At 68.9% G+C, this 25,939-nt stretch carries 29 protein-coding genes; 9 read left to right on the forward strand and 20 right to left on the reverse strand.

Translation table 11 applies throughout. From position 1 onward, the window contains the following. The 10 genes from KF892_07585 to KF892_07630 are packed head-to-tail and all read right to left on the reverse strand — an operon-like array spanning position 1 to position 8,476. Complete coding sequence (locus KF892_07585; GenBank protein MBX3624855.1) at positions 1-1,098, reverse strand: glycosyltransferase family 9 protein; 1,098 nt, start codon at positions 1,096-1,098, stop codon at positions 1-3. A gap of 14 nt (positions 1,099-1,112) precedes the next feature. Further along, on the reverse strand, positions 1,113-2,597 hold the full coding sequence (gene rng, locus KF892_07590; GenBank protein MBX3624856.1) for a ribonuclease G: 1,485 nt from the start codon (positions 2,595-2,597) through the stop codon (positions 1,113-1,115). Positions 2,598-2,635: 38 nt separating this feature from the next. Continuing rightward, entirely contained in the window at positions 2,636-3,241 is a 606-nt protein-coding gene (gene maf, locus KF892_07595; protein ID MBX3624857.1) for a septum formation inhibitor Maf, read from the reverse strand. Next, positions 3,238-3,705: a 23S rRNA (pseudouridine(1915)-N(3))-methyltransferase RlmH gene (rlmH, locus tag KF892_07600; GenBank protein MBX3624858.1), complete on the reverse strand. Its 468-nt coding sequence runs from the start codon at positions 3,703-3,705 to the stop codon at positions 3,238-3,240. The genes maf and rlmH overlap by 4 nt, the downstream gene beginning before the upstream one ends. Beyond that, positions 3,702-4,370, reverse strand: coding sequence for a ribosome silencing factor (gene rsfS / locus KF892_07605; GenBank protein ID MBX3624859.1), 669 nt, complete (start codon positions 4,368-4,370; stop codon positions 3,702-3,704). Before rsfS ends, rlmH begins: the two co-directional genes overlap by 4 nt. After that, positions 4,371-4,964: a nicotinate-nucleotide adenylyltransferase gene (gene nadD, locus KF892_07610; protein MBX3624860.1), complete on the reverse strand. Its 594-nt coding sequence runs from the start codon at positions 4,962-4,964 to the stop codon at positions 4,371-4,373. Beyond that, a complete protein-coding gene (hemF, locus tag KF892_07615; GenBank protein ID MBX3624861.1) occupies positions 4,961-5,875 on the reverse strand; it encodes an oxygen-dependent coproporphyrinogen oxidase in 915 nt (304 codons plus the stop codon). The genes nadD and hemF overlap by 4 nt, the downstream gene beginning before the upstream one ends. Beyond that, positions 5,872-6,474: a 1-acyl-sn-glycerol-3-phosphate acyltransferase gene (locus KF892_07620; protein MBX3624862.1), complete on the reverse strand. Its 603-nt coding sequence runs from the start codon at positions 6,472-6,474 to the stop codon at positions 5,872-5,874. The genes hemF and KF892_07620 overlap by 4 nt, the downstream gene beginning before the upstream one ends. Further along, the gene (purD, locus tag KF892_07625) at positions 6,474-7,754 is read right to left on the reverse strand and encodes a phosphoribosylamine--glycine ligase (GenBank protein ID MBX3624863.1); all 1,281 of its coding nucleotides are present in this window, start codon (positions 7,752-7,754) and stop codon (positions 6,474-6,476) included. The genes KF892_07620 and purD overlap by 1 nt, the downstream gene beginning before the upstream one ends. Continuing rightward, positions 7,751-8,476, reverse strand: coding sequence for a YebC/PmpR family DNA-binding transcriptional regulator (locus KF892_07630; protein MBX3624864.1), 726 nt, complete (start codon positions 8,474-8,476; stop codon positions 7,751-7,753). Before KF892_07630 ends, purD begins: the two co-directional genes overlap by 4 nt. A 110-nt stretch (positions 8,477-8,586) precedes the next feature. Between KF892_07630 and KF892_07635 the strand changes: the two genes are divergently transcribed. Then, on the forward strand, positions 8,587-10,137 hold the full coding sequence (locus KF892_07635) for a DUF853 domain-containing protein (protein MBX3624865.1): 1,551 nt from the start codon (positions 8,587-8,589) through the stop codon (positions 10,135-10,137). Positions 10,138-10,161: 24 nt separating this feature from the next. Here the strand turns inward: KF892_07635 and KF892_07640 are convergent, their stop codons facing one another. Beyond that, the gene (locus KF892_07640) at positions 10,162-11,790 is read right to left on the reverse strand and encodes a peptidase M14 (protein MBX3624866.1); all 1,629 of its coding nucleotides are present in this window, start codon (positions 11,788-11,790) and stop codon (positions 10,162-10,164) included. A gap of 170 nt (positions 11,791-11,960) precedes the next feature. On the opposite strand from KF892_07640, the gene KF892_07645 reads away from it, so the two are divergent. The 4 genes from KF892_07645 to KF892_07660 are packed head-to-tail and all read left to right on the forward strand — an operon-like array spanning position 11,961 to position 14,690. Then, positions 11,961-12,482 carry a hypothetical protein gene (locus tag KF892_07645; protein MBX3624867.1) on the forward strand — a complete coding sequence of 174 codons (522 nt, stop codon included), beginning with the start codon at positions 11,961-11,963 and terminating at the stop codon, positions 12,480-12,482. A 25-nt stretch (positions 12,483-12,507) separates the two neighbouring features. Continuing rightward, the gene (locus tag KF892_07650) at positions 12,508-13,566 is read left to right on the forward strand and encodes a histidine kinase (GenBank protein MBX3624868.1); all 1,059 of its coding nucleotides are present in this window, start codon (positions 12,508-12,510) and stop codon (positions 13,564-13,566) included. A 7-nt stretch (positions 13,567-13,573) separates the two neighbouring features. After that, positions 13,574-14,377, forward strand: a complete 804-nt coding sequence (locus tag KF892_07655; protein MBX3624869.1) for a response regulator transcription factor — start codon at positions 13,574-13,576, stop codon at positions 14,375-14,377. A gap of 1 nt (position 14,378) precedes the next feature. Then, the gene (locus KF892_07660) at positions 14,379-14,690 is read left to right on the forward strand and encodes a 2TM domain-containing protein (protein MBX3624870.1); all 312 of its coding nucleotides are present in this window, start codon (positions 14,379-14,381) and stop codon (positions 14,688-14,690) included. A 41-nt stretch (positions 14,691-14,731) separates the two neighbouring features. Here the strand turns inward: KF892_07660 and KF892_07665 are convergent, their stop codons facing one another. Together KF892_07665 and KF892_07670 are read right to left on the reverse strand one after the other, a co-directional pair. Beyond that, positions 14,732-15,118 carry a hypothetical protein gene (locus tag KF892_07665; protein ID MBX3624871.1) on the reverse strand — a complete coding sequence of 129 codons (387 nt, stop codon included), beginning with the start codon at positions 15,116-15,118 and terminating at the stop codon, positions 14,732-14,734. A gap of 124 nt (positions 15,119-15,242) precedes the next feature. After that, entirely contained in the window at positions 15,243-15,563 is a 321-nt protein-coding gene (locus KF892_07670) for a hypothetical protein (protein ID MBX3624872.1), read from the reverse strand. Between the two features lie 192 nt (positions 15,564-15,755). On the opposite strand from KF892_07670, the gene KF892_07675 reads away from it, so the two are divergent. Together KF892_07675 and KF892_07680 are read left to right on the forward strand one after the other, a co-directional pair. Beyond that, the gene (locus KF892_07675; protein MBX3624873.1) at positions 15,756-17,555 is read left to right on the forward strand and encodes a glutamine--tRNA ligase/YqeY domain fusion protein; all 1,800 of its coding nucleotides are present in this window, start codon (positions 15,756-15,758) and stop codon (positions 17,553-17,555) included. Beyond that, a complete protein-coding gene (locus KF892_07680) occupies positions 17,552-18,127 on the forward strand; it encodes a hypothetical protein (GenBank protein ID MBX3624874.1) in 576 nt (191 codons plus the stop codon). Before KF892_07675 ends, KF892_07680 begins: the two co-directional genes overlap by 4 nt. 21 nt (positions 18,128-18,148) lie before the next feature. Here KF892_07680 and ylqF read toward each other — a convergent pair whose 3' ends face one another. Beyond that, positions 18,149-19,078, reverse strand: a complete 930-nt coding sequence (gene ylqF, locus KF892_07685; protein ID MBX3624875.1) for a ribosome biogenesis GTPase YlqF — start codon at positions 19,076-19,078, stop codon at positions 18,149-18,151. A 94-nt stretch (positions 19,079-19,172) separates the two neighbouring features. On the opposite strand from ylqF, the gene KF892_07690 reads away from it, so the two are divergent. Next, positions 19,173-19,658 carry a hemerythrin domain-containing protein gene (locus tag KF892_07690; protein MBX3624876.1) on the forward strand — a complete coding sequence of 162 codons (486 nt, stop codon included), beginning with the start codon at positions 19,173-19,175 and terminating at the stop codon, positions 19,656-19,658. A 36-nt stretch (positions 19,659-19,694) separates the two neighbouring features. Here the strand turns inward: KF892_07690 and KF892_07695 are convergent, their stop codons facing one another. Further along, a complete protein-coding gene (locus KF892_07695; GenBank protein MBX3624877.1) occupies positions 19,695-19,904 on the reverse strand; it encodes a hypothetical protein in 210 nt (69 codons plus the stop codon). Positions 19,905-20,215: 311 nt separating this feature from the next. Here KF892_07695 and aqpZ point away from each other — a divergent pair, with 311 nt between their 5' ends. Further along, a complete protein-coding gene (gene aqpZ, locus KF892_07700) occupies positions 20,216-20,941 on the forward strand; it encodes an aquaporin Z (protein MBX3624878.1) in 726 nt (241 codons plus the stop codon). Between the two features lie 3 nt (positions 20,942-20,944). Here the strand turns inward: aqpZ and KF892_07705 are convergent, their stop codons facing one another. The 5 genes from KF892_07705 to KF892_07725 all read right to left on the reverse strand — a co-directional run bounded on the left by KF892_07705 (position 20,945) and on the right by KF892_07725 (position 25,802). Next, positions 20,945-21,904, reverse strand: coding sequence for a hypothetical protein (locus KF892_07705; GenBank protein MBX3624879.1), 960 nt, complete (start codon positions 21,902-21,904; stop codon positions 20,945-20,947). Between the two features lie 101 nt (positions 21,905-22,005). After that, positions 22,006-23,343, reverse strand: coding sequence for a CoA transferase (locus KF892_07710; protein MBX3624880.1), 1,338 nt, complete (start codon positions 23,341-23,343; stop codon positions 22,006-22,008). Between the two features lie 32 nt (positions 23,344-23,375). Then, positions 23,376-23,606 (reverse strand): hypothetical protein, encoded by a 231-nt coding sequence (locus KF892_07715; protein ID MBX3624881.1) that lies wholly within the window; start codon positions 23,604-23,606, stop codon positions 23,376-23,378. A 49-nt stretch (positions 23,607-23,655) separates the two neighbouring features. Then, complete coding sequence (locus KF892_07720) at positions 23,656-24,816, reverse strand: MFS transporter (protein ID MBX3624882.1); 1,161 nt, start codon at positions 24,814-24,816, stop codon at positions 23,656-23,658. Further along, positions 24,813-25,802: a tripartite tricarboxylate transporter substrate binding protein gene (locus tag KF892_07725; GenBank protein MBX3624883.1), complete on the reverse strand. Its 990-nt coding sequence runs from the start codon at positions 25,800-25,802 to the stop codon at positions 24,813-24,815. Before KF892_07725 ends, KF892_07720 begins: the two co-directional genes overlap by 4 nt. Positions 25,803-25,939 lie beyond the last annotated feature (137 nt).

Below are 25,939 nucleotides of genomic sequence, written 5' to 3' on the forward strand. Positions count from 1 at the left end.
TCAGGCTCTCTTCATGGCATCGAGCAGGCGGAAACACTCATCGATCACCCGCTGCGGCGCCAAGGCCTCGAGGCATTCACTGCGGCTGTCGCGGTGATCCTCGCAGCCGGCGTGCCCGCAGGCGATGCAGTCTTGTGCGGCCTGTAGCATGATGACCTTGCCTGCCGACTGCCGTGGCTCGGCGCGTTGCCAGGGCGTCACAGCCGCCAACCCTTGCGGCCACGGCCCCCAGCGCACGGGGTTGGTCGGCCCGAACATGGTGACGACCGGCGTGCCGGTGCTGGCCGCGAGGTGGGTGATCGACGTGTCAGGCCCGACGTACAACACCGCCCGGCGCAACAAGGCCGTCACCTGGTTCAGGTTGAGCTTGCCCGACGCATCGATCAGCGCGGGGGGGTTGCCAAGATGGCGCACCGCGGCCACCTGGGCCTGGTCGACCTCGGAGGCCGTGCCCGTCAGCACGACCTGCTCGCCGCGTGCGAGCAGCGCCTCGATCACCTCGGCAAAGTATTTGACCGGCCACTGCTTGTAGCGCCACATCGAGGGCACGTGCACCACCACCGGCGCGTCGCGCAGCTGGGCCAGCAGCTTGGCAGGCAGGTCTTGCGCCTCGGGCGGCAGCACGTTCACCGCCGAGGGCAGAGGGCCCCACGGCGACAGCAGCGCCAGCTTCTCCAGCACCGTCGGCGTGCGGTCGTCGTCGATGGTGACGGTGTGCTGGCTCAAAAGCTTCTTCCACCACGCAATCGACTGCCGCTGCGGCACGAGGCTGCCTCTGAGTTTCGCGGCGGCCCAGCCGTAGAGGTGGGCCCGGTCGCTCGCTTCGGCCACGAGCGCGAGGTCATAGCGCCGCCAGATGCGTGGCAACAGCGCCTTGGCCTGCCGCCAGCCCGAACCGGCCGGCACCTCGATGAACTCGTGCACCGACGGGTTGCCGCGCAGCATGCCGAGCGTGCCGGCAAACCCCAGCACGTCGATCTGCGCCTGCGGCCAACGTTCCTTCGCAGCCTGGATCAGAGGCGTGGTCAGCAGCACGTCGCCGATCTGGCGCGTCACGATGACGATGACGCGGCCGAAAGGGCCGCTGGCAAGTTTCACGTCGTCGCCCTCGCCTACATCAGCACGATGTCATACGCCTCGGGCGACCCGCTCGTCTCGGCCGTGAGCGAGATGGGCTTGCCGATGAAGTCGGACAGACCCGCGAGGTGCTGGCTCTCCTCATCCAGCAGCATCTCCACCACCGCGGGCGCTGCCACCACGCGGAACTCGCGCGGGTTGAACTGCCGCGCCTCGCGCAGGATCTCGCGCAGGATGTCATAGCACACGCTGCGTGGCGTCTTCACCTGGCCCTTGCCAGCGCAGGTGGGGCACGGCTCGCACAGCATGTGGGCGAGTGACTCGCGGGTGCGCTTGCGCGTCATCTCCACCAGACCGAGCTGCGTGAAGCCGCTCACCGTGATCTTGGTGCGGTCGCGTGCCAGCTGCTTGCGCAGCTCGCCGAGCACCTGGGCCTGGTGCTCTTCGCGCGTCATGTCGATGAAGTCGATGATGATGATGCCGCCGAGGTTGCGCAGGCGCAGCTGGCGGGCGATGGCTTGCGTGGCTTCGAGGTTGGTCTTGAAGATCGTGTCGTCGAAGTTGCGTGCGCCGACGTAGCCGCCGGTGTTGACGTCGATGGTCGTCAGCGCCTCGGTCTGGTCGATGATGAGGTAGCCACCCGATTTGAGGTCGACGCGGCGGGCCAGCGCACGCTCGATCTCTTCATCGATGTTGTACAGGTCGAAGATCGGGCGCTCACCCTTGTAGTGCACGAGCTTGTCGACCGAGCCCGGCGTGAACTCGGTGCCGAAGGCCACGAGCTGGTCGTATTGCATGCGCGAGTCGATGCGGATGGACTGGGTGCTGTCGTTCGCCAGGTCGCGCAGCACGCGCTCGACGAGGCTCAGGTCTTGGTGCAGCAGCGTGCCGGCGGGTGACTTGAAGCTCTTCTCGCGAATGGCACCCCAGGTCTTGCGCAGGTACGAGATGTCGTCACCCAGCTCTTCGTCGGTCGCGTCTTCGGCGTTGGTACGCAGGATGAAACCGCCACCGTTGTAGGGGCTGCCGTCTTCGGGCTTGCCGGCGAGCGTGTTCATGCGGGTGCGCAGCTGCTCGCGCAGTTCGTGCGAGCCGATCTTCTGCGAGATGCCGATGTGGTCGTCTTGCGGCAGGAAGACGAGCATGCGGCCGGCGATGCTGATCTGCGTGGAAAGGCGCGCGCCCTTGGTGCCGATCGGGTCCTTGATGACCTGCACCATCAGCGTCTGGCCTTCGAAGACGAGGCGCTCGATGGGCGTGGGCGGTGCGGCGTCGTTGCGGTTGGCGTTGCCGCCGTTCACGTGCACGTCGGCCACGTGCAGGAACGCGGCACGCTCCAGGCCGATGTCGATGAAGGCGCTCTGCATGCCCGGCAGCACACGCGCCACGCGGCCGGCGTAGATGTTGCCGACCAGGCCCCGCTCCAGCGTGCGCTCGACGTAGAGGTCTTGCACCGCGCCGTTTTCGACGACCGCGACGCGGGTCTCCTGGGGCGCCCAGTTGATGAGGATGTCTTGCATGGAGGACGGGTCTCTTGTCGTCGAACGACGTGCGTCCTTCAGAACCGCACGCGCGCTTGTCTCAGCAGTTGTGCCGTCTCGTACAGAGGCAAACCCATGATACCGGAGTAGCTTCCGTCGATATGGGCGATCCACGCGGCCGCGGCGCTCTGGATTGCGTAGGCGCCGGCCTTGCCGAAAGGCTCTTTGCTGGCGACATACGCATCGATCTGGGCGGACGTGAGTTCGGCGAAGCGCACATGCGACACGTTGACGGCCAGCGCCGAACTACGGCCTGTGGCAACCGCCACGGCGGTGATGACACGGTGCGTCTTGCCCGACAGCAAGGACAGCGTGTTCGCCGCATCGGCCGCGTCGGCCGGCTTGCCGAGGATGCGCCGGCCCAGAGCCACGGTGGTGTCGGAGCAGAGCACGGGTGCCGCGGGCATGCCGCGCGCCTTCAATCGTTTGACCGCGGCGCCGAGCTTGGCGCGCGTCACGCGCTCCACATAGTCACGCGGCAGCTCGCCTTGTCGCTCGGCTTCGAGCGCTTCGGCATCTTCTTCGGGGCCCGGCAGCAGCAGCTCATGCTGCACGCCGATCTGCTCCAGCAGCTGGCGACGGCGCGGGCTCTGCGACGCGAGGTAGATGAAGGAATGCGTCATTCGCGGTGGTAGGGATGGTTGACCATCACCGTCCACGCCCGATAGAGCGCCTCGGCGACGAGCACGCGCACGAAGGCATGCGGCAGGGTGAGGTCCGACAGGCGCAAGGTCTCATCGGCGGTCTGCTTGAGCGCGGGGTCGAGCCCGTCGGGCCCGCCGATCAGGATGGCGGCGTCGCGCCCGTCGCGCTGCCAGCCTTCCATGCGGGCCGCAAGCTGCACGGTGGTGACGCGGTCGCCCCGCTCGTCGAGCACGATGCGGCGCACGCCTTTCGGCAGCGCCGCTTCGAGTCGCGTGGCCTCGGCCGCCATGAGCTGGGCGGCCGTCTTGCTGCCACGCGTCTCGGCCTTCACGGCCTTGAGCTCCAGCCGCATCTCCGGCGGGAAGCGCTTGGCGAAATCTTCGTAGGCCGTGTCGGCCCACGCGGGCTGGCGCTGGCCGACGGCGACCAGGAAGAGCTTCACGCGCGCGACGACGTCTTCTTCGGCGCAGCCTTCTTGGCGGCAGGCTTGTTGGCTGCGACCTTCTTGGCCGCGGGCTTGCTGGCGGTGGTCTTCTTCGCCGCCGGGGTCGCCTTCTTGACGCCCACCACGCGTGTGACCGCCGCCTTGCCCGTCACGGGCTTCTTGGACGGCGCTTTCTTGGCAGCCGTCTTGCCCGCAACCTTCTTGGCGGCCGGAGCCTTGGCCGGCGCCGACTTCTTCGCCGGTGCCGCCTTCTTGGCTGCAGCCTTCTTCGCCGCAGGTGCCGCCTCGTCCGACGCCTTCACGAGCTTCACCGGCCCGCTCTCGAGCTTGAGCTTGACCGGCTTGCCGCCCCAGATCTCTTCGAGGTGGTAGTACTCGCGGATGGCCGGCTGCATCACGTGCACCACGGCCGAGCCGCAGTCAACGATGATCCATTCGCCGTTGTCTTCGCCCTCGGTCCGCGGCACCGGGAAGCCCTTGGACTTGACGGCATCTCGCACGCTTGCGGCCAACGCCTTGGTTTGTCGGTTCGACGTGCCCGAGGCAATGATCACGCGCTCGAAAAGCGCAGAGAGGTGCTCGGTGTCGAAGACCTGAATGCCCTGGGCCTTCACGTCTTCCAGCCCATCGACGATGGCGCGTTGCAGTTTACGGATGTCCATTCAGCTCCTGGGGGTGCCTCGGTAGAGGTCGTTCTGGTCAATATAGCGTGCGACCGCGGGAGGCACCAGATCGGTGACCCCTTCGCCCTGCGCCACGCGGGCGCGGATCGCGGTCGATGAAATGTCCATCATCGGCAGCGGCACCATCTGGTGCTCCACCTTCTGGACGTCCGGGTGCGGCGCGGGCGTAACACCCGGCCGGTTGGCGATGGCCAGCGTCACGCGGCCAAGCAGCTCACGCCAGTCGCGCCAGGTGTGCAGGCCAGCGTACTGGTCCTGGCCGAGGATGAGGAACCACTCGTTCCCCGGCTCCTTGGCCTGAAGCTCGCGCACGGTGTCGAGCGTGAAACTCGGTCCTTGGCGCTTGAGTTCGCAGCGGTCGAGCGTGAAACGCGGCTCGCCCTCGATCGCCAGCCGCACCATCGCCTCGCGGTGCTGCGGTGCGGCAAGCTGGCGCGCTTTCTGCCACGGTTGACCGGCGGGGATCCAACGCAGCTCATCGAGCGCCAGCGCAGCCAGCGCTTCACGTGCGAGCGCGAGATGCGCCAGGTGCACGGGGTCGAAGGTTCCCCCAAAGAGGCCGATTCGCTTCATTCAAAGGCCCAATCGCGGGGCCGCAGGAAATCGCTGTAGAGCTTCGCCTCGGGCGTGCCCGCCTCGGGCGACCAGTCGTAGCGCCATGTCACCACCGGCGGCATCGACATCAGGATGCTCTCGGTGCGCCCGCCCGACTGCAGGCCGAAGAGGGTGCCACGGTCGAAGACGAGGTTGAACTCGACGTAGCGGCCACGGCGATAGGTCTGGAACTCGCGCTCGCGCTCGCCGTAGGCCAGCGCCTTGCGCCGCTGCACGATGGGCATGTAGGCCGCGGTGAACGCGTCGCCCACCGCGCGCATCAGCGCAAAGCTCTGCTCGAAGCCGCCCTCGGCGAAGTCGTCGAAGAACACACCGCCGATGCCCCGCGGCTCGTTGCGATGCTTGAGGAAGAAATACTCGTCGCACCACTGCTTGAAACGCGGGTACTTGTCGGCGCCGAAGGGCGCGAGCGCGTCGCGGTTCACGCGGTGGAAGTGGCGCGCGTCTTCCTCGAAGCCGTAGTACGGCGTGAGGTCCATGCCGCCGCCGAACCACACCACCGGCTCACGGCCGGCGGGCAGCGCAGCGAACATGCGCACGTTCATGTGCACGGTGGGCACGTAGGGGTTGCGTGGATGGAAGACGAGCGACACCCCCATCGCCTCGAAAGGCGCGCCGGCCAGCTCGGGCCGGTGGGCCGTGGCCGACGGCGGCATCGCCGGGCCCTTCACGTGCGAGAAATTGCAGCCGCCGCGCTCCAGCAGCGAGCCCCCCTCGACGAGGCGCGACAAGCCGTCGCCCTGCAGCCGCTCGCCGGGGGGACGGGTCCAGCTGTCGCTCACGAAGCGGTCGCCGCTCTCGGCTTCCATCGCGCCGAGGATGCGGTCCTGCAGCGAGAGCAGGTAGGTGCGGACGTCTTGTGTGTTCATGGCTTCAATCGAATGGGGGCGGCGAGCGCCGGCCGCTTGCCGGTGGCCTGCCCGAGAACCGACGCGATCTGCGCCATGTCGGCAGCCTCGTCGCCGCTCAGCCTGAGAAAGGTGTCGAGCCGCACTTCGCGCCGTGCGTAGTCCAGCGCCGCCAGGCCCAGCGGCACGCCGGCCGCGAGCGTCACATGGTAGAAGCCCGAGCGCCACGCGTCGCGGTAGCTGCGCGTGCCTTCGGGGGCGAGGGCGAGCCACATGAAGCGGTCTTGCGCCTTCGCCTGCTTGAGCGCCTCGCCCATCTGGCCGACGACACCCTGCGACGCATGGCGGTCGACCGCGATGCCACCCAGCCAGCGCATCCAATGGGCGATCAGCGGCAGCTTGAACAGGCTGTCCTTGCCGAAGAACGACACCTGGATGCCGATGGACCACTTCGCCAGCAGGCCAAAGAGGAAATCCCAGTTCGAGGTATGCGGGTAGACGACGATCACACCCTGCCGCGCCGGCAGGCCGTGGTAGACGAGCTTCCAGCCCAGGAGGCGCATCAAGCCCAGAGCCACCGCGCTGCCGCGAAGCTGCACCGGCCGCTCTGGAATGAGCATCAGCGCTTGATGGCCCGGTGGCCGATGTCGCGCCGGAATTGCGCGCCGTCGAAGCGAATGCCGCCCAGCACCTCGTAGGCCCGGTGCTGCGCCATCTTGACCGAGTCGCCGAGCGCGGTGACGCCCAGCACACGGCCACCCGAGGTGACGGGCGCGCCGTCTTTCAGCGTGGTGCCGGCATGGAACACCATCGCATCGGGCGTCTCGGCCGGCAGCCCCGTGATCGCGTCACCCTTGCGCGGGTCGAGCGGGTAGCCGGCGGCGGCCATCACCACGCAGAGTGCGGCGCGGCGGTCCCACTGCAGCTCGACCTGGTCGAGCGTGCCGTCGGTGCCCGCCATCAGCACGTCGAAGAGATCGCTCTTGAGCCGCATCATGATCGGCTGCGTCTCGGGGTCGCCCAGGCGGGTGTTGAACTCGAGCGTGCGCGGCACGCCGTGCTCGTCGATCATGAGGCCCGCGTAGAGGAAGCCGGTGAAGGGAATGCCGTCTTTCGCCATGCCGTCGATGGTCGGCAGGATGATCTCGTGCATGGCCTTCGCATGCACGTTGGGCGTGACCACCGGCGCGGGCGAGTAGGTGCCCATGCCGCCGGTGTTGGGGCCTTCGTCGTTGTCTTGCAGGCGCTTGTGGTCCTGGCTGGTGGCGAGCGGCAGCACGTTCTTGCCATCGCACAGCACGATGAAGCTGGCTTCCTCGCCTTGCAGGAATTGCTCGATGACGACGCGGGCGCCGCCCTCGTTGTGTTGCACGCCGAGTTTGTTGTCGGCCAACATCCAGTCGACAGCTTGATGTGCCTCTTCGAGCGTGGCCGCCACGACCACGCCCTTGCCCGCCGCCAGACCGTCGGCCTTCACGACGATGGGCGCGCCCATCTTGTCGACATACGCGTGGGCGGCTTTGATGTCGGCGAAGGTCTCGTAGGCGGCGGTGGGGATGCCGTGCCGCTTCATGAAGTCCTTCGAGAAGGCCTTCGAGCTTTCGAGCTGCGCCGCGGCCTTGGTGGGGCCGAAGATGCGCAGCCCGCGCGAGCGGAATTCGTCGACCACGCCGGCCGCCAGCGGCACTTCGGGACCGACGACCGTGAGCGCGATCTTCTCGCTCACCGCGAAGTCGGCCAGCGCCTTGATGTCGGTGATGGCGACGTTCTTCAAATGCGGGCTGAGCGCGGTGCCGCCGTTGCCGGGGGCCACGTAGACCGTTTGCAGCTTGGGTGACTGCGCGAGCTTCCACGCGATGGCGTGTTCACGGCCGCCGGAGCCGATCACGAGAACCTTCATTCGTGGATCACCGCGTTGTGATAGACCTCTTGCGCATCGTCGAGGTCTTCCAGCACGTCGAGCAGCTTCTGCATGCGCTGGGCGTCTTCGCCGGTGAGGTCAATGGTGTTCTCGGCGCGCATCGTCACTTCGGCGAGCTCGGGCTTGAGGCCGGCGGCCTCCAGGGCCTTTTTCACCGCTTCGAAGTCGTGCGGCGAGCTGAGCACCTCAAGCGAGCCGTCGTCGTGGGTCACCACGTCGTCGGCGCCGGCTTCGAGGGCCACTTCCATCACCTTGTCTTCGCTGGTGCCGGGCGCAAACAGCAGCTGCCCGCAGTGCTTGAACTGGAAAGCCACCGAGCCTTCGGTGCCGAGGTTGCCGCCGTACTTGCTGAAGGCATGCCGCACCTCGGCCACGGTGCGCACGCGGTTGTCGGTCATGCAGTCGACGATGACGGCGGCACCGCCGATGCCGTAGCCCTCGTAGCGGACTTCCTCGTAGTGCACGCCTTCGAGGTTGCCGGTGGCCTTGTCGACGTTTTTCTTGATCGTGTCGGCCGGCATGTTGGCGGCCTTGGCCTTGTCGATGGCCAGCCGCAGGCGTGGGTTCATGTTGGGGTCGCCGCCGCCCTGGCGGGCCGCCACCATGATTTCACGAATGATGCGGGTCCAGATCTTGCCGCGCTTTTCGTCCTGGCGGCCTTTGCGATGCTGGATGTTGGCCCATTTGGAATGTCCGGCCATGAAGGCTCCTGCTGCGGGGGCTGGCGTCGCGCGCAGCCGCCCGGTAATGTGGTTCTGGGGGATAGACTGCAATTTTAGCGGTGCGACCCTGCCTTCCCTGGAGCAAATTCATGGCCGAGCCCATCCTCATCGCCAAGCACGACAAGACGGAGTGCTTCCTCCTGCCGGCCCTGGCCAACCGCCACGGCCTCATCACCGGCGCCACCGGCACGGGCAAGACGATCACCCTGCAAAACCTCGCCGAGCATTTCAGCAAGATCGGCGTGCCGGTCTTCATGGCCGACGTCAAGGGCGACCTCACCGGCATCACCCAGGCCGGCAAGATCGGCGACAAGCTCGCCGCCGTGCTGAAGGAACGCGGCCTCGACCTCCCCGAATCGTTCGCCTGCCCCGCCACGCTGTGGGACGTGTTCGGCGAACAAGGCCACCCGGTGCGTGCCACCGTGAGCGACATGGGCCCGCTGCTGCTGGCCCGCATGCTCGCCTTGAACGAGACCCAGGCCGGCGTGCTCAACCTCGTCTTCAAGATCGCCGATGACAGCGGCCTCCTGCTGCTCGACCTGAAAGACCTGCGCGCGATGCTGCAGCACGTGGGCGAAAACGCCTCGCAGTTCACCACCGAATACGGCAACGTGAGCGCCGCCAGCGTGGGCGCCATCCAGCGCGGCCTCTTGCAGATCGAAGAACAAGGCGGCGACAAGTTCTTCGGCGAGCCCATGCTCAACATCGGCGACTTCATGCAGACAGTCGACGGCAAGGGCGTCGTCAACGTGCTCTCGGCCGACAAACTGATGAACGCGCCGCGCCTCTACGCCACCTTCCTGCTGTGGATGCTGTCGGAGCTTTTCGAGCAGCTGCCCGAGGTGGGCGACCTCGACAAGCCCAAGCTCGTCTTCTTCTTCGACGAAGCGCACCTGCTGTTCAAGGACGCCCCGGCCGCGCTGGTCGAGCGCATCGAGCTCGTGGTGCGGCTCGTGCGCTCGAAGGGCGTCGGCGTCTATTTCGTGACCCAGAACCCGCTCGACATCCCCGACACCGTGCTCGCCCAGCTCGGCAACCGCGTGCAGCACGCGCTGCGCGCCTTCACGCCGCGCGACCAGAAGGCGGTGAAGTCGGCCGCCAGCACCATGCGCGCCAACCCGGGGCTCGACATCGAGGCCGCCATCACCGAGCTGGCGGTGGGCGAAGCGCTGGTGAGCTTCCTCGACGCCAAGGGCCGCCCGAGCGTCACCGAGCGGGTATTCGTCATCCCGCCCGGCAGCCAGATCGGCCCCATCACGCCCGAGCAGCGCAAGGCGCTGATCGCCGGCTCGCTGGTGGCGGGCGTGTACGAGAAGGTGGTCGACCGCGAATCAGCCTACGAGAAGCTCAAGGGCCGCGCGGTGGCCGGTGCCGAAGCGGCCCCCACCGCCAGCCCCGGGCAGGCCACGACCGCCAAGCCGGGCAAGGGCGCCCAGCCCCAGGAAGACGGCGGCCTGCTGAGCGGCGGCCTGAACGACATCCTCTTCGGCCGCACCGGCCCGCGCGGAGGCCAGCACGACGGCATCGTGCAGACGCTCGGCAAGTCGGCCGCCCGCACCATCGGCTCGACGGTGGGCCGCGAGATCATCCGCGGCGTGCTGGGCAGCCTCTTCGGCGGCAGCGGCTCGCGCCGCCGCTGAGGCGGCGCAGCGCCACGGTGGCTGTCAAGGCATCACTGCGGTCTTGACGCCGGGCAAGGCCATCACACGCGCGGCCTTGTTCAAGCCGGTCACCAGGCCGCCGGCCCAGTAGCTGAAGGCGGTGTCGGGCTCCAGCGCCGCCACGGCCACGTGCGCGAGCGGCTGGCTCAGGGGCACGTAGTAGCCGCCTGGTGCGAGGTCGAGCAAGGCCGAGACCGTCTTGACCTCGCGCGGGGCCGTCGCCGTCTCGACGAAGGTGTCGCCCTGCACCACACCCTTCGACAGCACCTGCTCCACCCGCACGCCCAGCAGGCGCAGGCGTGCCACGGCGGCCGACTCGCTGGCCTCCAGCCAGTAGCCGCAAGGGCGCGGGCGCACCTGCAGCTCGCGCAGCGCCAGGGCCGAGTCCCACGCGACGGTGGACGATTTTTCCGCCCCGGTGGCCACATCAAGCATCTGCAACGTGTGTTCGCCCGGGCTCAGCCCGGCTTCGACGACGACCGTGCCCTTGCAGGCCTGGGCGCTGATCTCGGCGTCGACGTACTGGCGGATCTTCAGCAGGTCGGCGCCGCGGTCGCTGGCGCTTTGCAGCACCGCGCCGAGCGCCGTCACCAGCGTGTGCACGCGGCGCTTGAGATGCACTCGGCCGCCCGCCGCCTCGCCACGCGATTCGATGCTGAGGCTCACCGCGTTCTTCAGGCCCTGCACGTTGCGGCTGTTGTCGGGCAGCGGGCTGCCCATCGCCAGGCGCCGCTCCACCGCGCCCACCGCCACGCCGTAGTGCCACTCGGCGGCCAGGCCCTGCTGCTGCAAGGCCGCCAGCATTGGCTGGCGGAACCACTCTTCCGCCGCCTTGGTGACGAACGGTGCGAGGTTGCCCGCGGCGGCGTATTGCAGCATCGCATCGTGCCGCTCCACCGCGGCAAAGCGCAGCGAGAACTCGGCCGACGGCAGGTACTCCGACACCTCGGCCACCACCGCCGGCTGGTACTCGCGCACGAGCCGCGCCAGGGCCTGGGCCTGCGGCGTCTTGAGCAGCAGGTGGTCGCCGGCGAGCGCCGCGCCCGGTGCCGGCACCAGCGGCCACACGATCACGTTGACCTTGTCGAGCACCGACTGCAGGCGGCCCCGCGCCAGCTCCTGCGCCACCACGAGCAGGGCTTCGGTGGCGGCGGGCGCGTCGCCCCGCTGCGGGCCGTGCAACACGACCGTGGCCCGGCCGCTCGCCCGGATCGACTCGGGCGTGGCCTGCGCCGAGCGGCTGAAGAGCAGCGCCTCGAGCGCCGCGCCATTCGCGTCTTCGCCCACCTTCAGCACCCGCACCACCGCGGCGTGGTCGCGCGCCAGGCCCTGCAGCAGCCGCTGCGCCTCGGCCGCGCTGGTGAAGGCCGAGTGGCCCAGCTGGAAGGCCGGCGTGCGGTAGCTGACCGGCGGCTCGGGGAAGCGGTTGGCCAGCCCAGCCGGCATTGGCGCCGGGGCGGGGGTCGCCGACGGCACGGGAGCCGGGCTCGCGGCAGGCGCCGGGGGCCGCATGGGCCCAAAGACGGGCACCGCGGGCGGCGGCGATGCAGGCGTCGTGCAGGCCGCCAGGCCGGCGGTGGCCACCAGGAGGGCGACCCGTCGAAGGCAGGGGCGGGCGGCAACGAAGGGCATTCGGTTCTCCTGGGCTCGGGCGGGGCGATGACTATAGCCAGCCGCTCGCGGCCCGGCGGCTGCATTTCGCGCCCGCCGCCGCCGCTTCGTCGCATCGGGCTCGCCCGGCCGGGGCGGCGCCGCCACAGTCCACCCCATCGCAACACCGCCTCAGCCCCAAGGAGACCACCATGAACTTCCTCCAACTCGTCGGCCAAGTCATCGTGCACACCCCGGTCTGGGTCTGGGGCCTGCTCGCGTTCGTCAGCCTGATGGGCCTGCGCCAGGCCTTCGACCAGACGCTGAGCGCCGGCCGGGTCGTGGGCATCTCGCTCGGCTGGACCTTCTTTTCCGTCTGGGGCGCGGCCAACACCTTCGGCTTCAACGCGCCGGTGCTGCTGGCCTGGGCCGCCGGCCTGGCTCTCTCGCTCGGCGCCCAGCACTGGCTGATCGCCCCACGCGGCGTGAAGGCGCTGGGTGACGGCCGCTTCGCCGTGGCCGGCAGCCTGTGGCCGCTGCTCACCATCTGGGCGGTGTTCGGCGTGCGCTACGTCACCTCGGTGATGATGGTGCTCGACCCCGCGCTCAAGCAAAACACCACCTTCGACCTCGCCGTGCCGGCCGTCTACGGGGTGCTGTCGAGCCTCTTCGTCGGCCGCGCGCTGCGGGTGCTGCGCAGCGCGAAGACGGCCCCGGCCCTCGCGCTGGCCTGAGCCTCACCAGTAGACTGCTCCGCCCATGGACACGCCCAAGCCCTACGCTGAACACTTCGGAACGGTGCTGACCCGCGGGCTGGTCGTCGTCGTCTTCAACGTCGTGATCGGCCTGGGCCTCGCGCTGCGCAACGACAACATGGTGGTCCAGATGGTCTATGCGCAGGCCATCGGCCTGTCGATCTGGCTCACCATCGAATGCGCCCGCCACGCCTTCAAGCGCGACCCGCGCAGCAACTGGCCGGTGGGCTGGCGGCGCTACGTGCTGCTGGTGGGCGGCATCCTCGTCGGCTACACGATCGGTACGGCGATCGGCGATGCGTTCAGCGGCTACTCGACCTGGAACATGATGCTGGCCCAACCCCGCCAGACGCTCGGCTACCTGTTCCTCGCGTTCACGATGAGCGGCGTCATCACCTTCTTCTTCCACGCGCGCGGCCGCGGTGCGTCGCTGGAGCAGCTTGCGGCCACGGCCCAGCGCGACGCGAGCCAGGCCCAGCTGCAGTTGCTCTCCTCGCAGCTCGAGCCGCACATGCTCTTCAACACGCTGGCCAACCTGCGCGTGCTGATCGCGCTCGACCCGCCGCGCGCGCAGGAGATGCTCGACCACCTGGTCGCCTTCATGCGCTCCACGCTCACCGCCTCGCGCGGCATGCTGCACCCGCTCGGGGCCGAGTTCGCGCGGCTCAACGACTACCTCGCGCTGATGAAGATCCGCATGGGCGAGCGCCTCGTCACCGAGATCACCCTGCCCGACTCGTTGAGCGAACTCGCCGTGCCCACGCTGCTGCTGCAGCCGCTGGTGGAAAACGCCATCAAGCACGGCCTGGAGCCCAAGGTCGACGGCGGCCGGCTGGTCGTGCGCGCGGCCCGCGAAGGCGCCGACCTCGTGCTCACCGTGCGCGACACCGGCGTGGGCCTGTCCTCCGTGGCGAACGACGGCACCCACTTCGGCATGAGCCAGGCCCGCGAGCGCCTTGCCACGCTCTATGGCGACGATGCCAGCCTCGTGCTGGCGCCGGCAGACGATGCCGACGGGGGCGTGGTCGCCACCGTGCGCATCCCCCTCAACCGCACCGCTTGAACCTCCCATGAACGCCACCGCCCTCATCGCCGAAGACGAGCCTCTGCTGGCCGCCCACCTGAAGGCCGAGCTGGCCCGGCAATGGCCCGCGCTGCAGGTCGTCGCCAGCGTCGGCAACGGCGACGCCGCCGTGCAGCAAGCGCTCGCGCTGCGCCCGCAGGTGCTCTTCCTCGACATCCGCATGCCGGGCTTGAGCGGCCTCGAAGCCGCGCACGCGCTGGCCGAAGACTGGCCCGACGACAGCCCCTTCCCGCTGCTCGTCTTCGTGACGGCGCATGACGAATATGCGATCGAAGCCTTCGAGCGCGCCGCCTTCGACTACGTGCTGAAGCCCGCCACGGCCGAGCGGCTCGCGCAGACCTGCTCGCGCCTGCAAGACGCCTTGCGCCTGCGCGCCCAGGCCCCGGCGGAAAGCAACGCGCTCGACGCAGCCGTCGCCCAGCTGCGCGGCCTGCTGGCGCAAGCGCCGGCCGCTCCCTCCGCCCCGCGCCTGAGCGTGATCCAGGCGGGCGTGGGCAGCACCATCCACATGGTGAAGGTCGACGAGGTGCTGTATTTCGAAGCGGCTGACAAATACGTGCGCGTCGTCACCGCCGAGCATGAGCACCTCATCCGCCTCTCGCTGCGCGAGCTGCTGCCGCAGCTCGACCCGCAGCGCTTCTGGCAGATCCACCGCGGCACCGTGGTGCGCGCCGATGCGGTGGCCACCGCCGTGCGCGACGAGAGCGGCAGGCTCACACTGAGTCTGCGCGACCACGCCGACAAGCTGGCCGTGAGCCGCCTGTACGCCCACCTCTTCAAGGCGCTGTGACATGAGCCGCTCCGACCTCCCCCGCGACAGCCTCGAAGCACGCGCCTTGCACCGCGTGCGCCGCAAGATCGGCTTCTACACGCACGCGATGGTCTTCGTGATGGTGCACCTGGGCTTCGGCATCGCCTTCCTCGTGGGTGCCCGGCACAAGCCCTTCTTCATCTGGGGCTGGGCCGTTGGCCTCGCGATCCACGGGCTCTTCACCTTCGCCACGCTGCAGGGCGAGGGCCTGCGCGAGCGCATGTTGCGGCAGGAGATCGAGCGCATGCGCCGCGAGCGCGGCGAACCCGACAAGCCGATCGACAAACCATGAAAAACGGGCCGCTCAACGCGGCCCGTTTGGGGTTTAGCGGTTCAGTGGTGGCGCTGGCGCGGGCCCGGCTCCCAGCGGGGGCCGCGGTCGTCGCGATCGCGGTCGCCGTAGCCACCACGGTGGTCATCGTGGCGGTGGCCGTGATGACGGTGGTGGTGATGGCGGTGATCCCAGCCGCGATAGTCGACCACCGGCACCGGGCGGTACACCACGGCCGGGGGCGGCGCCGGGCGGTAGACCACCACCGGGGCCGGCGGGTAATACACCGGGGCCGGGGCGTGATAGACCGGCGCACCCACCACCACGGGCACGGGCACCGGCAGGTTCACGGCCACAGACCATTGCACGTTGCCCGCATGGGCGCTGCTGCCGGCAGCCAGGGCGCCCAGCGCAACGAGGGCAGCGAAAGCGGACTTGCGGTTGAACATGTGTTCTCTCCTTGTGAGACCGGCGCCAAGCGGCCGGCTTGCTCCCACAACGGATGGCGGCGACCGCCCGTTCACATCGTCAAGGTAAAGGCGTGTTAACGCACGTAAAGCGCGCGGCGCCGCATCAGCGCTTGGCCTGCTGCATCTCGTCGACGAGTGCCTGCAGGTCGGCCAGTTCGGTCAGCACCTCGAAGGCGAAGCCTTCGCGCCGCGCCGGGCGGCTGCTCAGCACCAGCTCCTTCATGTAAGCCGGTAGCGCAGCCGGCGTCACCCACAGCTCGCACAGCCGGTTCACGATGTGCGGGTGCCGGCGTGCCGTGGCGAGCGGCTGGTAGCGCGGCGGCAGCCCGGCAAGCCAGGCGTGCGCATCGGCACTCAGGGCCTGCGCCTGCGGTTGGCGCTGGGGGTGCGAGGACGAAGTGTCGAGCGGGGTCGAAGAAGTCATGCGGGCCATTGTTTCGAAGCCCTCGCGGCACCGACAGGCCCGGCGCCCCTCCAGCCACGGGGGCCTGTCACCACATAAATTGCACGATCGCGCAAACCTTCACGCCCGCACCAGACAAGGGCTTCAGAAGGGAGCGCCGACTACAATCGTTTTCGCTTTTTCCCCTCTGTACACCACCTCGAAACGCCCTGCATGAGCGACCCTGCCCGCGACCGTCCTGCCTCCGCCGACGAACACAAGCCCAGCAACTTCCTGCGGCAGATCATCGAGCGTGACCTGGCCCAGGGCACCTATGCCAACCGGCACTTCGCCGGCACGCCGGGCGATGCGCAGCACCACGCCGCCGGCCCGCTCGACCCCGCGAAGATTCGCACCCGCTTCCCGCCCGAGCCCAATGGCTACCTGCACATCGGCCATGCCAAGAGCATCTGCCTCAACTTCGGCCTCGCGCGCGACTACGCCGGCATCTGCCACATGCGGTTCGACGACACCAACCCCGAGAAGGAAGAGCAGGAGTACGTCGACTCCATCCTCGACGCGGTGAAGTGGCTCGGCTTCGACTGGAACGTGAACGGCACCAGCCACCTCTTCTACGCCAGCCACTATTTCGATTTCATGTACCGCGCGGCCGAGGCGCTCATCACCGCCGGACTCGCCTACGTCGACGAGCAGACCGCCGAGCAGATGCGCGCCAACCGCGGCGACTTCGGCACGCCCGGCACCGACAGCCCCTTCCGCACCCGCACGCCGCCCGAGAACCTGGCGCGCTTCCGCGAAATGCGCGACGGCAAGCTCGCCGACGGCGCCGCCGTGCTGCGCGCCAAGATCGACATGGCCTCGCCCAACATCAACCTGCGCGACCCGGCCCTCTACCGCATCAAGCGCGCCACGCACCACAACACCGGCGACACCTGGTGCATCTACCCGATGTACACCTACGCGCACCCGATCGAAGACGCGCTGGAGAACATCACCCACAGCATCTGCACGCTCGAGTTCGAAGACCAGCGCCCCTTCTACGACTGGCTGCTCGACAAGCTCTGCGAGCTGGGTTTGCTCGCACAACCGCGCCCGCACCAGTACGAGTTCGCCCGCCTCAACCTCACCTACATCATCACCAGCAAGCGCAAGCTCAAGCAGCTGGTCGACGAGCACCACGTGAACGGCTGGGACGACCCGCGCATGCCCACCATCGTGGGCCTGCGCCGCCGCGGCTACACGCCCGAGAGCCTGCAGCTCATGGCCGAGCGCAGCGGCGTGAGCAAGGCCGGCGGCTGGATCGACTACAGCTCGCTCGAGATCGCGCTGCGCGACGACCTCGACCCGAAAGCCCCACGTGCCTGCGCCGTGCTCGACCCGTTGAAGCTCAAGCTCGAAAACTTCGCCGAGATCTTCGGCAGCGCCTCGCACCAGGAGCCGTGCCACGCGCCCGTGCACCCGGCACACCCCGACCGCGGCCAGCGCCAGTTCGTGTTGACGAACGAGGTGTGGATCGAGCGGGAAGACTTCATGGAAGTCCCATCCAAGGGCTACCACCGCCTCTACCCCGGCAACAAGGCGCGCCTGAAATACGGCTACGTGATCGAGTGCACCGGCTGCGAGAAAAACGCGCAGGGAGAGATCACCGCCGTGCTCGCCAGGCTCGTGCCCGACACCAAGAGCGGCACGCCCGGCGCCGACGCGGTGAAGGTCAAGGGCGTGATCACCTGGGTCAGCGTGGCGACCGGCATCGAAGCCGAAGTGCGCCTCTATGACCGCCTCTTCACCGAAGCCCAGCCCGACGCGGGTGGCCGCGACTTCCTGTCGGTGTTGAACCCCAACAGCAAGAAGGTCGTCACCGCCTACCTGGAGCCCGGCCTCGCCACGGCGAAGCCCGACGACAAGTTCCAGTTCGAGCGCCACGGCTACTTCGTGGCCGACCGGCATGACCACACGGCGGCCAAACCGGTGTTCAACCGCGCCACCACGCTCAAGGACACCTGGAGCAAATGAGCGAGTACGGCCGGCGTGCGGTGCTGCCGGCCCACCTGAAGGCCGACTGCGCGGCCTGCACCGGCCTGTGCTGCGTGGTGACGCCGTTCGACGCGGTGCAGGGCTTCGGCTTCGACAAGCCGGCGCACACGCCCTGCCCGCACCTCTGCGGCGACTTCACCTGCGGCATCCACGCGCAGCTGGAGTCGAAGGGGTTTCGCGGCTGCGTCGTCTTCGACTGCCACGGCGCGGGGCAGCGCGTCTCTCAGCAGCTCTTTCCCGGGCAGGATTGGCGCGACTCGGCCGAGACGGCTCAGCAGATGTTCAAGGCCTACGACGTGATGCGCGGCCTGCACGAGCTGATGCTGCTGCTTTACACCGCCTCGGTGCACGTCGACGATGCGCGCCTCACGGCGCAACTCGAGGCCATCGAGCGCATCTGCGAACACACGCCGGTCGACCAGATCGACGCGGCGGAGCTGAAACGTTCAACGATGGCGCTGCTGGCCGATCCGGGCATCCGGGCGGCGCTCGCAGGGCTTCGACAGGCTCAGCCCGAACGGACTCCGGGCGACCCACCCCGTTCGGGCTGAGCCTGTCGAAGCCCCACCCCCTTACCGCCCGTCCGGCCGTCGCTGCTTGCTGCGCTGCGCCTTGCGCTCGGCACGCTCCGCGTCGGCCGCTTGGCCCGCCGCGAGCCAGGCCTCGTATTCCTCAGGCGTTTCGAGCGTGATGCGGCCGAGACTCGTGGAGCGGAAGTCGTTGATCACCGCTTCGGCGGCCTTCTGCAAATCGACACGTCCGCCGCCTTGCAGCGCGCCGCGCTTGCGGCCGATCTCGGTGAGCAAGGCGTCATCAGGCAGGGCCACGCTCGCAGCGTCGAGCTTGTAGCGCTCGACCAGTCGGTCGGCGTAGTGCCGCTGCAAGTAGCCCAGCAGCTCCAGCGCCACCTCCTGCTCGTCATACGCATTGCGCCCCACCGCGCCGCTGGCCGCGAGGTTGTAGCCGCTCTGCTCCACGATGATGCGCGGCCACAGCATGCCAGGCGTGTCGAAGAGGTAGACGTCTTTCGCGAGGGCCAGGCGCTGCTCGACCTTGGTGACACCGGCCTCATCGCCCGTCTTGGTGGCGCGCTTGCCCATCAGCGTGTTGATGAGCGTCGACTTGCCGACGTTGGGGATGCCGCAGACCAGCACGCGCAGGGGTTTGTCCATGCCCTGACGGCTGGGGGCGAGCGAGCGGGCCGCGTCGATGAGGCGTTGCGCCGGCGCCGTCTCCGAGGCATCGAGCGCCAGTGCCCGTGTTTCGGGCTGGGCGTTGTACCAGGCGAGCCAGGCCTCGGTGCGCTGCGGGTCGGCCACGTCCTGCTTGTTGAGGATCTTGAGCCGCGGCTTGCGGCCGGTGAGCTCGGCCAGCAGCGGGTTGGCGCTCGAGCCGGGCAGCCGGGCGTCGAGCAGCTCCATCACCACGTCGATCTGCTTGATGCGCTCGGCAATCGCCTGGCGCGTGAGGTGCATGTGACCGGGGAACCATTGGATGGGCATGCGGGCGATTGTCGCCTCGGCTTGCGGTGGGACAAGGACAGCGCCGCTTCACGCCACTAGCCTGCACGCTTCCCACGACAACACGCCGACGACCATGCCCACGCTTGAATGGAGCGACGCCCTCGCCCTCGACCTGCCCTCGATGGACGACACCCACCGCGAGTTCGTCACGCTGCTGGCGCTGGCCGAACAGGCCGGCGACGCAGCCCTGCCGCAGTGCTGGCAAGACCTGATCGAGCACACCGAAGCCCACTTCGGCCAGGAAGACCGCTGGATGGCCGCCACCCGCTTCGCGTCGGGCAATTGCCACACGACGCAGCACAAGGTGGTGCTCGACACGCTGCGTGAAGCCGCCCGCCTGGTGGACACCGGCGAATACGGCCCGGCGCTGCTGCGCAAGCTGACGAAGGAACTCGGGGAGTGGTTCCCGCAGCATGCGCAGAGCATGGATGCGGCGCTGGCGCTGCACCTGCGCCGCGTGGGCTACGACCCGGCGACCGGGGCGCTGCTCGTGCCGCAGGCCTTGCCCGAGACACTCATCGAAGGCTGCAGCGGAGTCGCCTGCAGCACCGGAACGTGAAGACGACAAAAAGGCGCCTCGCGGGCGCCTTCGTCGTCAGTGGAGATCGCTCAGCTGCACCGCCGGGGCGGCGAACTCGCGGCCGACCACCGCTCGGGCATACAGGTAGTTGTGGCGGGCCCGTTCGCTGAGCGAATCGAGGGTCACATGCCCACCTGCGTCACAGGGGAAGGTCAGCGCGCGGCCCTCCTGGAAGAGGGACTGGAAGCGCAACTCGTAAGCGGGTTTTCCGAAGTCGGTATTCATGGCAACGAACTCCTGCTGCTCTACCGTTGGTATCAACGTGACGAAAGCTTAGGCGTTGACCGCATCGACGTCCTTAGGTGGGTGTCTCAGCGTGCCGTCCCAAACTGGCTGAGAGAACTGTAGGAATTGATCCGACAGGTTTCATGTGACTTACGACCACCCGCGGGCCCCTCATCTGCGTGGGAAGCGCCTGGACTGCCGATGACGGGCTTTTCGTCAAGCGCCGAGGGCCCTTTGAAACGTGGTGCTTGTGACCGTCATCACGGATGCCTAGCATCGCGAGGGTCATCAACCCTTGGAGGAGGATTCCGATGCTTGCAAAGCTCTTGGCGGAAGCAGTGGGCACGTTCTGGCTGGTCCTGGGAGGCTGCGGCAGTGCCGTGCTGGCCGCGGCCTTTCCACAGGTGGGCATCGGCCTGCTGGGGGTGTCGCTCGCCTTCGGCCTGACCGTGGTGACCGGCGCCTACGCGTTCGGGCCCATCTCCGGCGGCCATTTCAACCCCGCCGTCACGGTGGGCCTGTGGGCGGGGGGCCGCTTTCCGGGCGGCAGCATCCTGCCCTACGTGGTGGCGCAGGTGGCTGGGGGCATCGCCGGGGCCGGGGTGCTGCTCGTGATCGCCAGCGGCGCACCGGGCTTCGACCTGGCCGGGGGCCTGGCTTCCAACGGCTACGCCGAGCACTCGCCGGGCAAATACTCGATGGTCGCGGGCTTCGTGTGCGAGGTGGTGATGACGGCGATGTTCCTGCTCGTCATCCTCGGCAGCACGCACAAGCGCGCGCCGGTGGGGTTTGCGGGCCTGGCGATCGGCTTCGCGCTGGTGCTCATCCACCTCATCAGCATCCCGGTCACCAACACCTCGGTGAACCCAGCGCGCAGCACCGGGCCGGCGCTCTTGGTGGGCGGCTGGGCGATCCAGCAGCTGTGGCTCTTCTGGGTGGCGCCGCTCATCGGCGCGCTGGTGGGTGGCGGGCTGTACCGGGCGATCTTCGAAGCCGACGCCGAGCCCGACGTGAGCGGGCGCCCGGCGACGCGCTGAGTCTCAGAACTCCGACGAGGGCGCACCCGGCTGGCTGTCACCGGCCACCAGGGTGTTGCCCATGCCCAGCAGCTCGCGCGCGCGCTGCAGGTTGAGCAGCTGGTCGCGGTTGCGGCGGGGGTGGGCACGGTCGCGCTCGATCTCCCACACCAGCTTGATCAGCTCCTTGTGCGTGGTGGCGGCGCGCACGCGGCCCACCGAGAAGGTGGCGAACAGCAGCGAATCGCGGCGCAGGGTGTCGAGCAGCAGGTCGCGCACGTACTGCAGGCGCTCCTCGTCGGTCATGCGCGGCGCGGGGCGGGCATGGTCGGCGGTCTTGAACGGGGTCTCGCGCACGCCCTGTACCCACTCGGGCGTGCGGGGCGCTTCGTTCAACACCACGGGCGGCGCCTCGACGTAGCGGCTGGCGGCCACCGCGGGGGCGGCAGGCGCCTCGGCCGGCGGCGCGGCGATGCCGCCCACGTCGATCATCGGCAGGCCCTGGGCCGAGCCCAGCACGACCTCGCGGTTCTCCTGCGTCTGCCGGTCTTCGAACACCCGCCGGGGCAGCGGCGGCTCGAGCAGGGCCTGCGCGGGCGCCGCGGGCGGCGGCGTGGGCGACAGCGGGGCGGACCGGCTGTCTTCCTCATCGGGCAGCAGCTCGGCCATCGGGGTCAGCGCCGGCTCGGGGAACACGTCGAGGTCGACGCTCGTGAGCCGGGGCGTGTCGAGCGCGCCGGGCTCGGTTTCCACCGGCTCGGCCGCGGCCATCTCCTGGGGCACCTCCACCAGGCCCATCTCCACGAGTTCCTGGAAGTGGGTGGTCTGCGCGCCGGCCTTGAGCGCCATCGCCAGCACGTCGCCCAGCGAGCGACGCCCGTCGACCAGGAACAGCACCGTGCGGTAACGCTGCCCCAGCCCGCGCGTGCGGTGGCGCAGTTCATCCTGTCCGAGGGCGGTCTTGACGGGGCTGAGGGTGGGCATGGGGGTGTCGCTCGGCGGCCATTGTCACCCGAGCGCTCGCTCGTGGTGCCCGGCTGGGCAGACGGGGCCGCCGCACATCGGGAGAGCCCTCGGCGGACGAGTCAGCGGACGATCCGGCTCGCCTTCAGCCGCTCGACCTCGCCGGCCGCATAACCGGCCTGCGCCAGCACCGCGTCGGTGTGCTCGCCGAGCGACGGGGCCCCACGCCCCGGCTGCACCGGCGTCTTGCTGAAGCGGATGGGGTGGCCCGAGGCCTTGTAGGCGCCGAGGTCGCGGTTGTGCAGCTCCCAGATCAGGCCGAGCGCCTCGGCCTGCGGGTCGGTGTAGAGGTCGGCGCGGTAGTTGACCGGGCCGCAGGGCACGCCGGCCGCCTCGAGCACCGCCATCCAGTGCGCGTTGCCGTGCTCGCGCAGGCGCGCCTCGATGGTCTTCATCATCTGCTTCTGGCGGAAGTAGACCTCATCGCTCACGTCGCCGGTGTCAACCGCCACGTCGTCGTCGACCACGCCGATGGCGGCGCAGAACTTGTCGCGCAGCTTGCGGTTGAGCGCGGCGATGCCGAGGTAGCCGTCGCCGGTGGGGTAGACGCGGTAGTACGGGTACACCTGCCGGTCGGTCGGGCGGTGCAGGCAGTCGGGCACCTCGATGGGCCGGGTGGTCTGCGGCAGGTCCTTGCGCAATCGCATCTCGGCGAACTCGTCGATGATCTGCGTGTGCTTTTTGCCCTCGCCGAGGGCCGTCTTGAGGATGTGTTTTTCCTGGGCGTGCTGCTCGGCGTCGAGCCCGTCGATGTGCAGCAGGCTCATCGCCTGCAGCGCCATGCCGGTGCTGAAGAGGGACGTCTCGATCTTCTGCCCCTCGCCCGACACGTTGCGGTGGTACAGCGCGCTCACGATGCCCAAGGCGTTGAGCATGCCGGTGCCGATGTCGATGTAGGCGATGCCGCCCGGCCCGCGCGGCGCGCCGTCTTCGTCGGCGTAGTGCGACATCACGCCCGAGGCCGCGTGGGCAATGATGTCGAAGCCCTTGCGCTTGCGGTACGGGCCGACTTCACCAAATGCCGTGCTGCTCAGGAAGACGATGCGCTTGTTGATCTTCGCGAGCGTCTCGTAGTCGATGCCCAGCTTCTCGGCCGCGCCGGGCACGAAGTTCTGCAGCACCACGTCGGCGCCCTGCACGAGCTTGTAGACGATCTCGCGGCCCTCGGGCTGCTGCAGGTCGATGGAGAGGCTTTCCTTGCCGCGGTTCATCGCGAGCGACATGCGCGTGTTGCCGCCATAGCGCCGCATCGAGCCGCCCATGCGGCGCTCTTCGGCGCCGTCGGGCGGCTCGATCTTGATGACGCGCGCGCCCAGGTCGGCCAGCAGGAAGCCGCAGTAGGGGCCGGCGATGTACTCCGAGAAATCCAGCACGGTGACCCCGTGCAGCAGCGTGTTCATGGGTGTCTCCGTGGGGTTCTCATCGGGCCGGACTAGCGCCGGCTCTTCGCCTTGCGGCCGTCGAACTCGGCCAGCTGTTGCTTGAGCAGGAGCATCAACACCCGCGCCGTGGCTTCGTCGAAGCTCAGCGTCGTGGTGGCTTCTTCTTCGCCACGCGCATTCTTCGGCGTGACCAGCGCATCGACACGCGCTTCGATGAGCCCGGTCTGGTTGCTGTTGCTCATCGACTTGATTTTTTGAAGCTCGATCTGGAAGGTCTTCAAGGCACCTCCTCCTGGTGGGAACGTGAAAGCGGGAAGCCCTGAGACTAGCTCATGCAGGGCGGCGGCGTGTCGCCCACCACAGAACGGCACCCGCCGCCACCCAGCCCGCCGCGGGCGCCCAGGCGAGGAGCGCCTGTACCTCGGGTGTCTTGTGCCAGCCACCGGCCAGCACCGCCATGCGCGACAGCGCCGCCAGCGCCAGCACCGACGAGAGCGCCCCGCCGAGCCGGCCTTCGTGCCCGGTGTGGCCGAGCGCCAAGGCGGTGGAGAACGCGCTCATCAGCAGGAAGCCCCAGCCCGCGCCGGCCAGGGCTTGCGCCGCGATGAGTGCGTTCAGGCTCGGCGCCTGCCCGGCCGCCCAAGTGGCGACGCCCGCCAGCAGCGCTGCCGCCGCCATCACCCGCCACGCGCCCACGCGTTTGGCCAGCGCCCCGGCCGGCAGGAGCGCCAGGTTGAAGCCGACCCAGAACACCGGCGCCAGCCAGGCCAGCTGGTCGGGCGCGGCAAAGCGCAGGTAGAGCGGCGCGCTGTTGAAGAAGCTGTGCACCTGGAAGGCCACCGCCGCCAGCACCGCTGCCGCCAGGAAGCCGGGGATGGCCGGCAACTCCACCGGCGCGGGCGACGCAGGCTTGGCCGCTCCGTCGCGCACCAGCTGGCGCTCGGCCGCCACGATGCCCCAGGTCACGAGCGCCAAGGCCACGCTCGCGAGCAGGAAGGGGCCGCGCGGGTCGACCTCGCGCAGCTGCAGCGTGAGGTAAGGCGCGATCGCGTTCGCCACGCCCAGCCCGAACACCGACAGGGCCACGAGCCACGGCAGCTGCGGCCGGGCCGCGTGCCGGCCCACGAGCGTGAGCGGCGGTGCGCGCAGCGCCGAGGAGGTGATCGACCACAGCACCACCAGCAGCAGGAAGAGCGGGGCCGAGCCCGACGGCGCCACCAGCGGCAGCGCAAGGAACGCGGCGCACGAGAGCAACGTCACCGCCACCACGATGCGCCCGAGCCGCCCCACCACCTTCGCCGCCCGGTCGCTGGCCACGCCGAAGGCGTAGTCGCTCAGCACGAAGATGAGCTGGTCCAGCATCAGGATCCAGATCACCGCCGATTTGGGGATGCCCACCTGCGCCGCCAGCTGCGGCAGGTAGGCCACGTAGACCGTCCAGCACAGCGCGAAGAAGAACTGGACGACGGCGAGGTAGACGCCGACGCTCATTCGAGTTTGATCCCGGCGTCTTTGATGACGCGTGCATTCGCCTCGTGTTCACGCAGCACCTGGGCACTGAACTGCTCGATGCTCGCCGGACTCACGATGTTGTCGAGCTTCGACAGCCGCTCTTGAACGTCCTTCTCCGCCAACACCTTGTTGACTTCGGTGTTCAAGCGCTTCTGCACCTCGACCGGCGTGCGCGCCGGCGCGAAGAGGCCGAAGACCGAACTCAGGTTGGCATCCGGGTGGCCCAGTTCGGTGAAGGTCGGCGCATCGGGAAACGCCGGCAGCCGGTGCCCCGCCGCCACGGCCAGCACGCGCAGCTTGCCCTGCGCAATGAGCCCGTTGACCGCAGGGCTGGGGTTGGTGGTGAAGAGCTCGAATTGCCCACCCGCCGCATCGTTGATGACCTGGCCGCTGCCCTTGTAGGGGATGTGGTTGAACTTCACGCCGGCCTTCTTGCCGATGTGCTCGAGCATCAGGTGGCCCACGCTGCCCATGCCCGAGGTCGCCACGTTGAGCGCACCCGGCTTGGCCTTGGCCTGCGCGATCGCGTCGGCGAAGGTCTTGCCGGTGAAAGCTGAGGTCGCCACGAAGTAGATCGGCGAGTACATCACTGCCGCTACCGGGGCCACATCCTTCAGCGGGTCGTAGGGCACCTTCTGCAGATGCGGGTTGAGCGTGAGCGGGCTGATCGCGGCGAAGGCGAAGGTGTGCCCGTCGGTCGACTTGGCCATCGCGTCGATGCCGGTGGTGCCGCTCGCGCCGGCGCGGTTTTCCACCACCACCGTCTGCCCGAGGACCGGGCCCAGGCGCTCGGCCAGCAGGCGCGCGGCCGCATCGCTCGTGCCACCGGGGGCGTAGGGCACGACGATGCGCACCGGCTTCGTAGGCCAGGCCTGCGCCGAGGCCATCGGCGACGCCGCGGCCAGGGCGCAGGCGGACAAGAGGCCGAGGGCGGCACGGCGGGCAACACGGTGGTGAAGGTTCATGGCGCGGTCTGCAGCAGGGTCGACAGAGCCCGCAGCATAGCCGTGCACTCCGGCCAAGCGCGAACTGCGCCACACCTGGGCGAGCGCCCTCGGCCATTCGACCGATGCCGGGTGCCAGGCCGCGCTGACACGATGGC

Source organism: Rhizobacter sp. (assembly GCA_019635355.1).
Lineage (GTDB): Bacteria > Pseudomonadota > Gammaproteobacteria > Burkholderiales > Burkholderiaceae_C > Rhizobacter.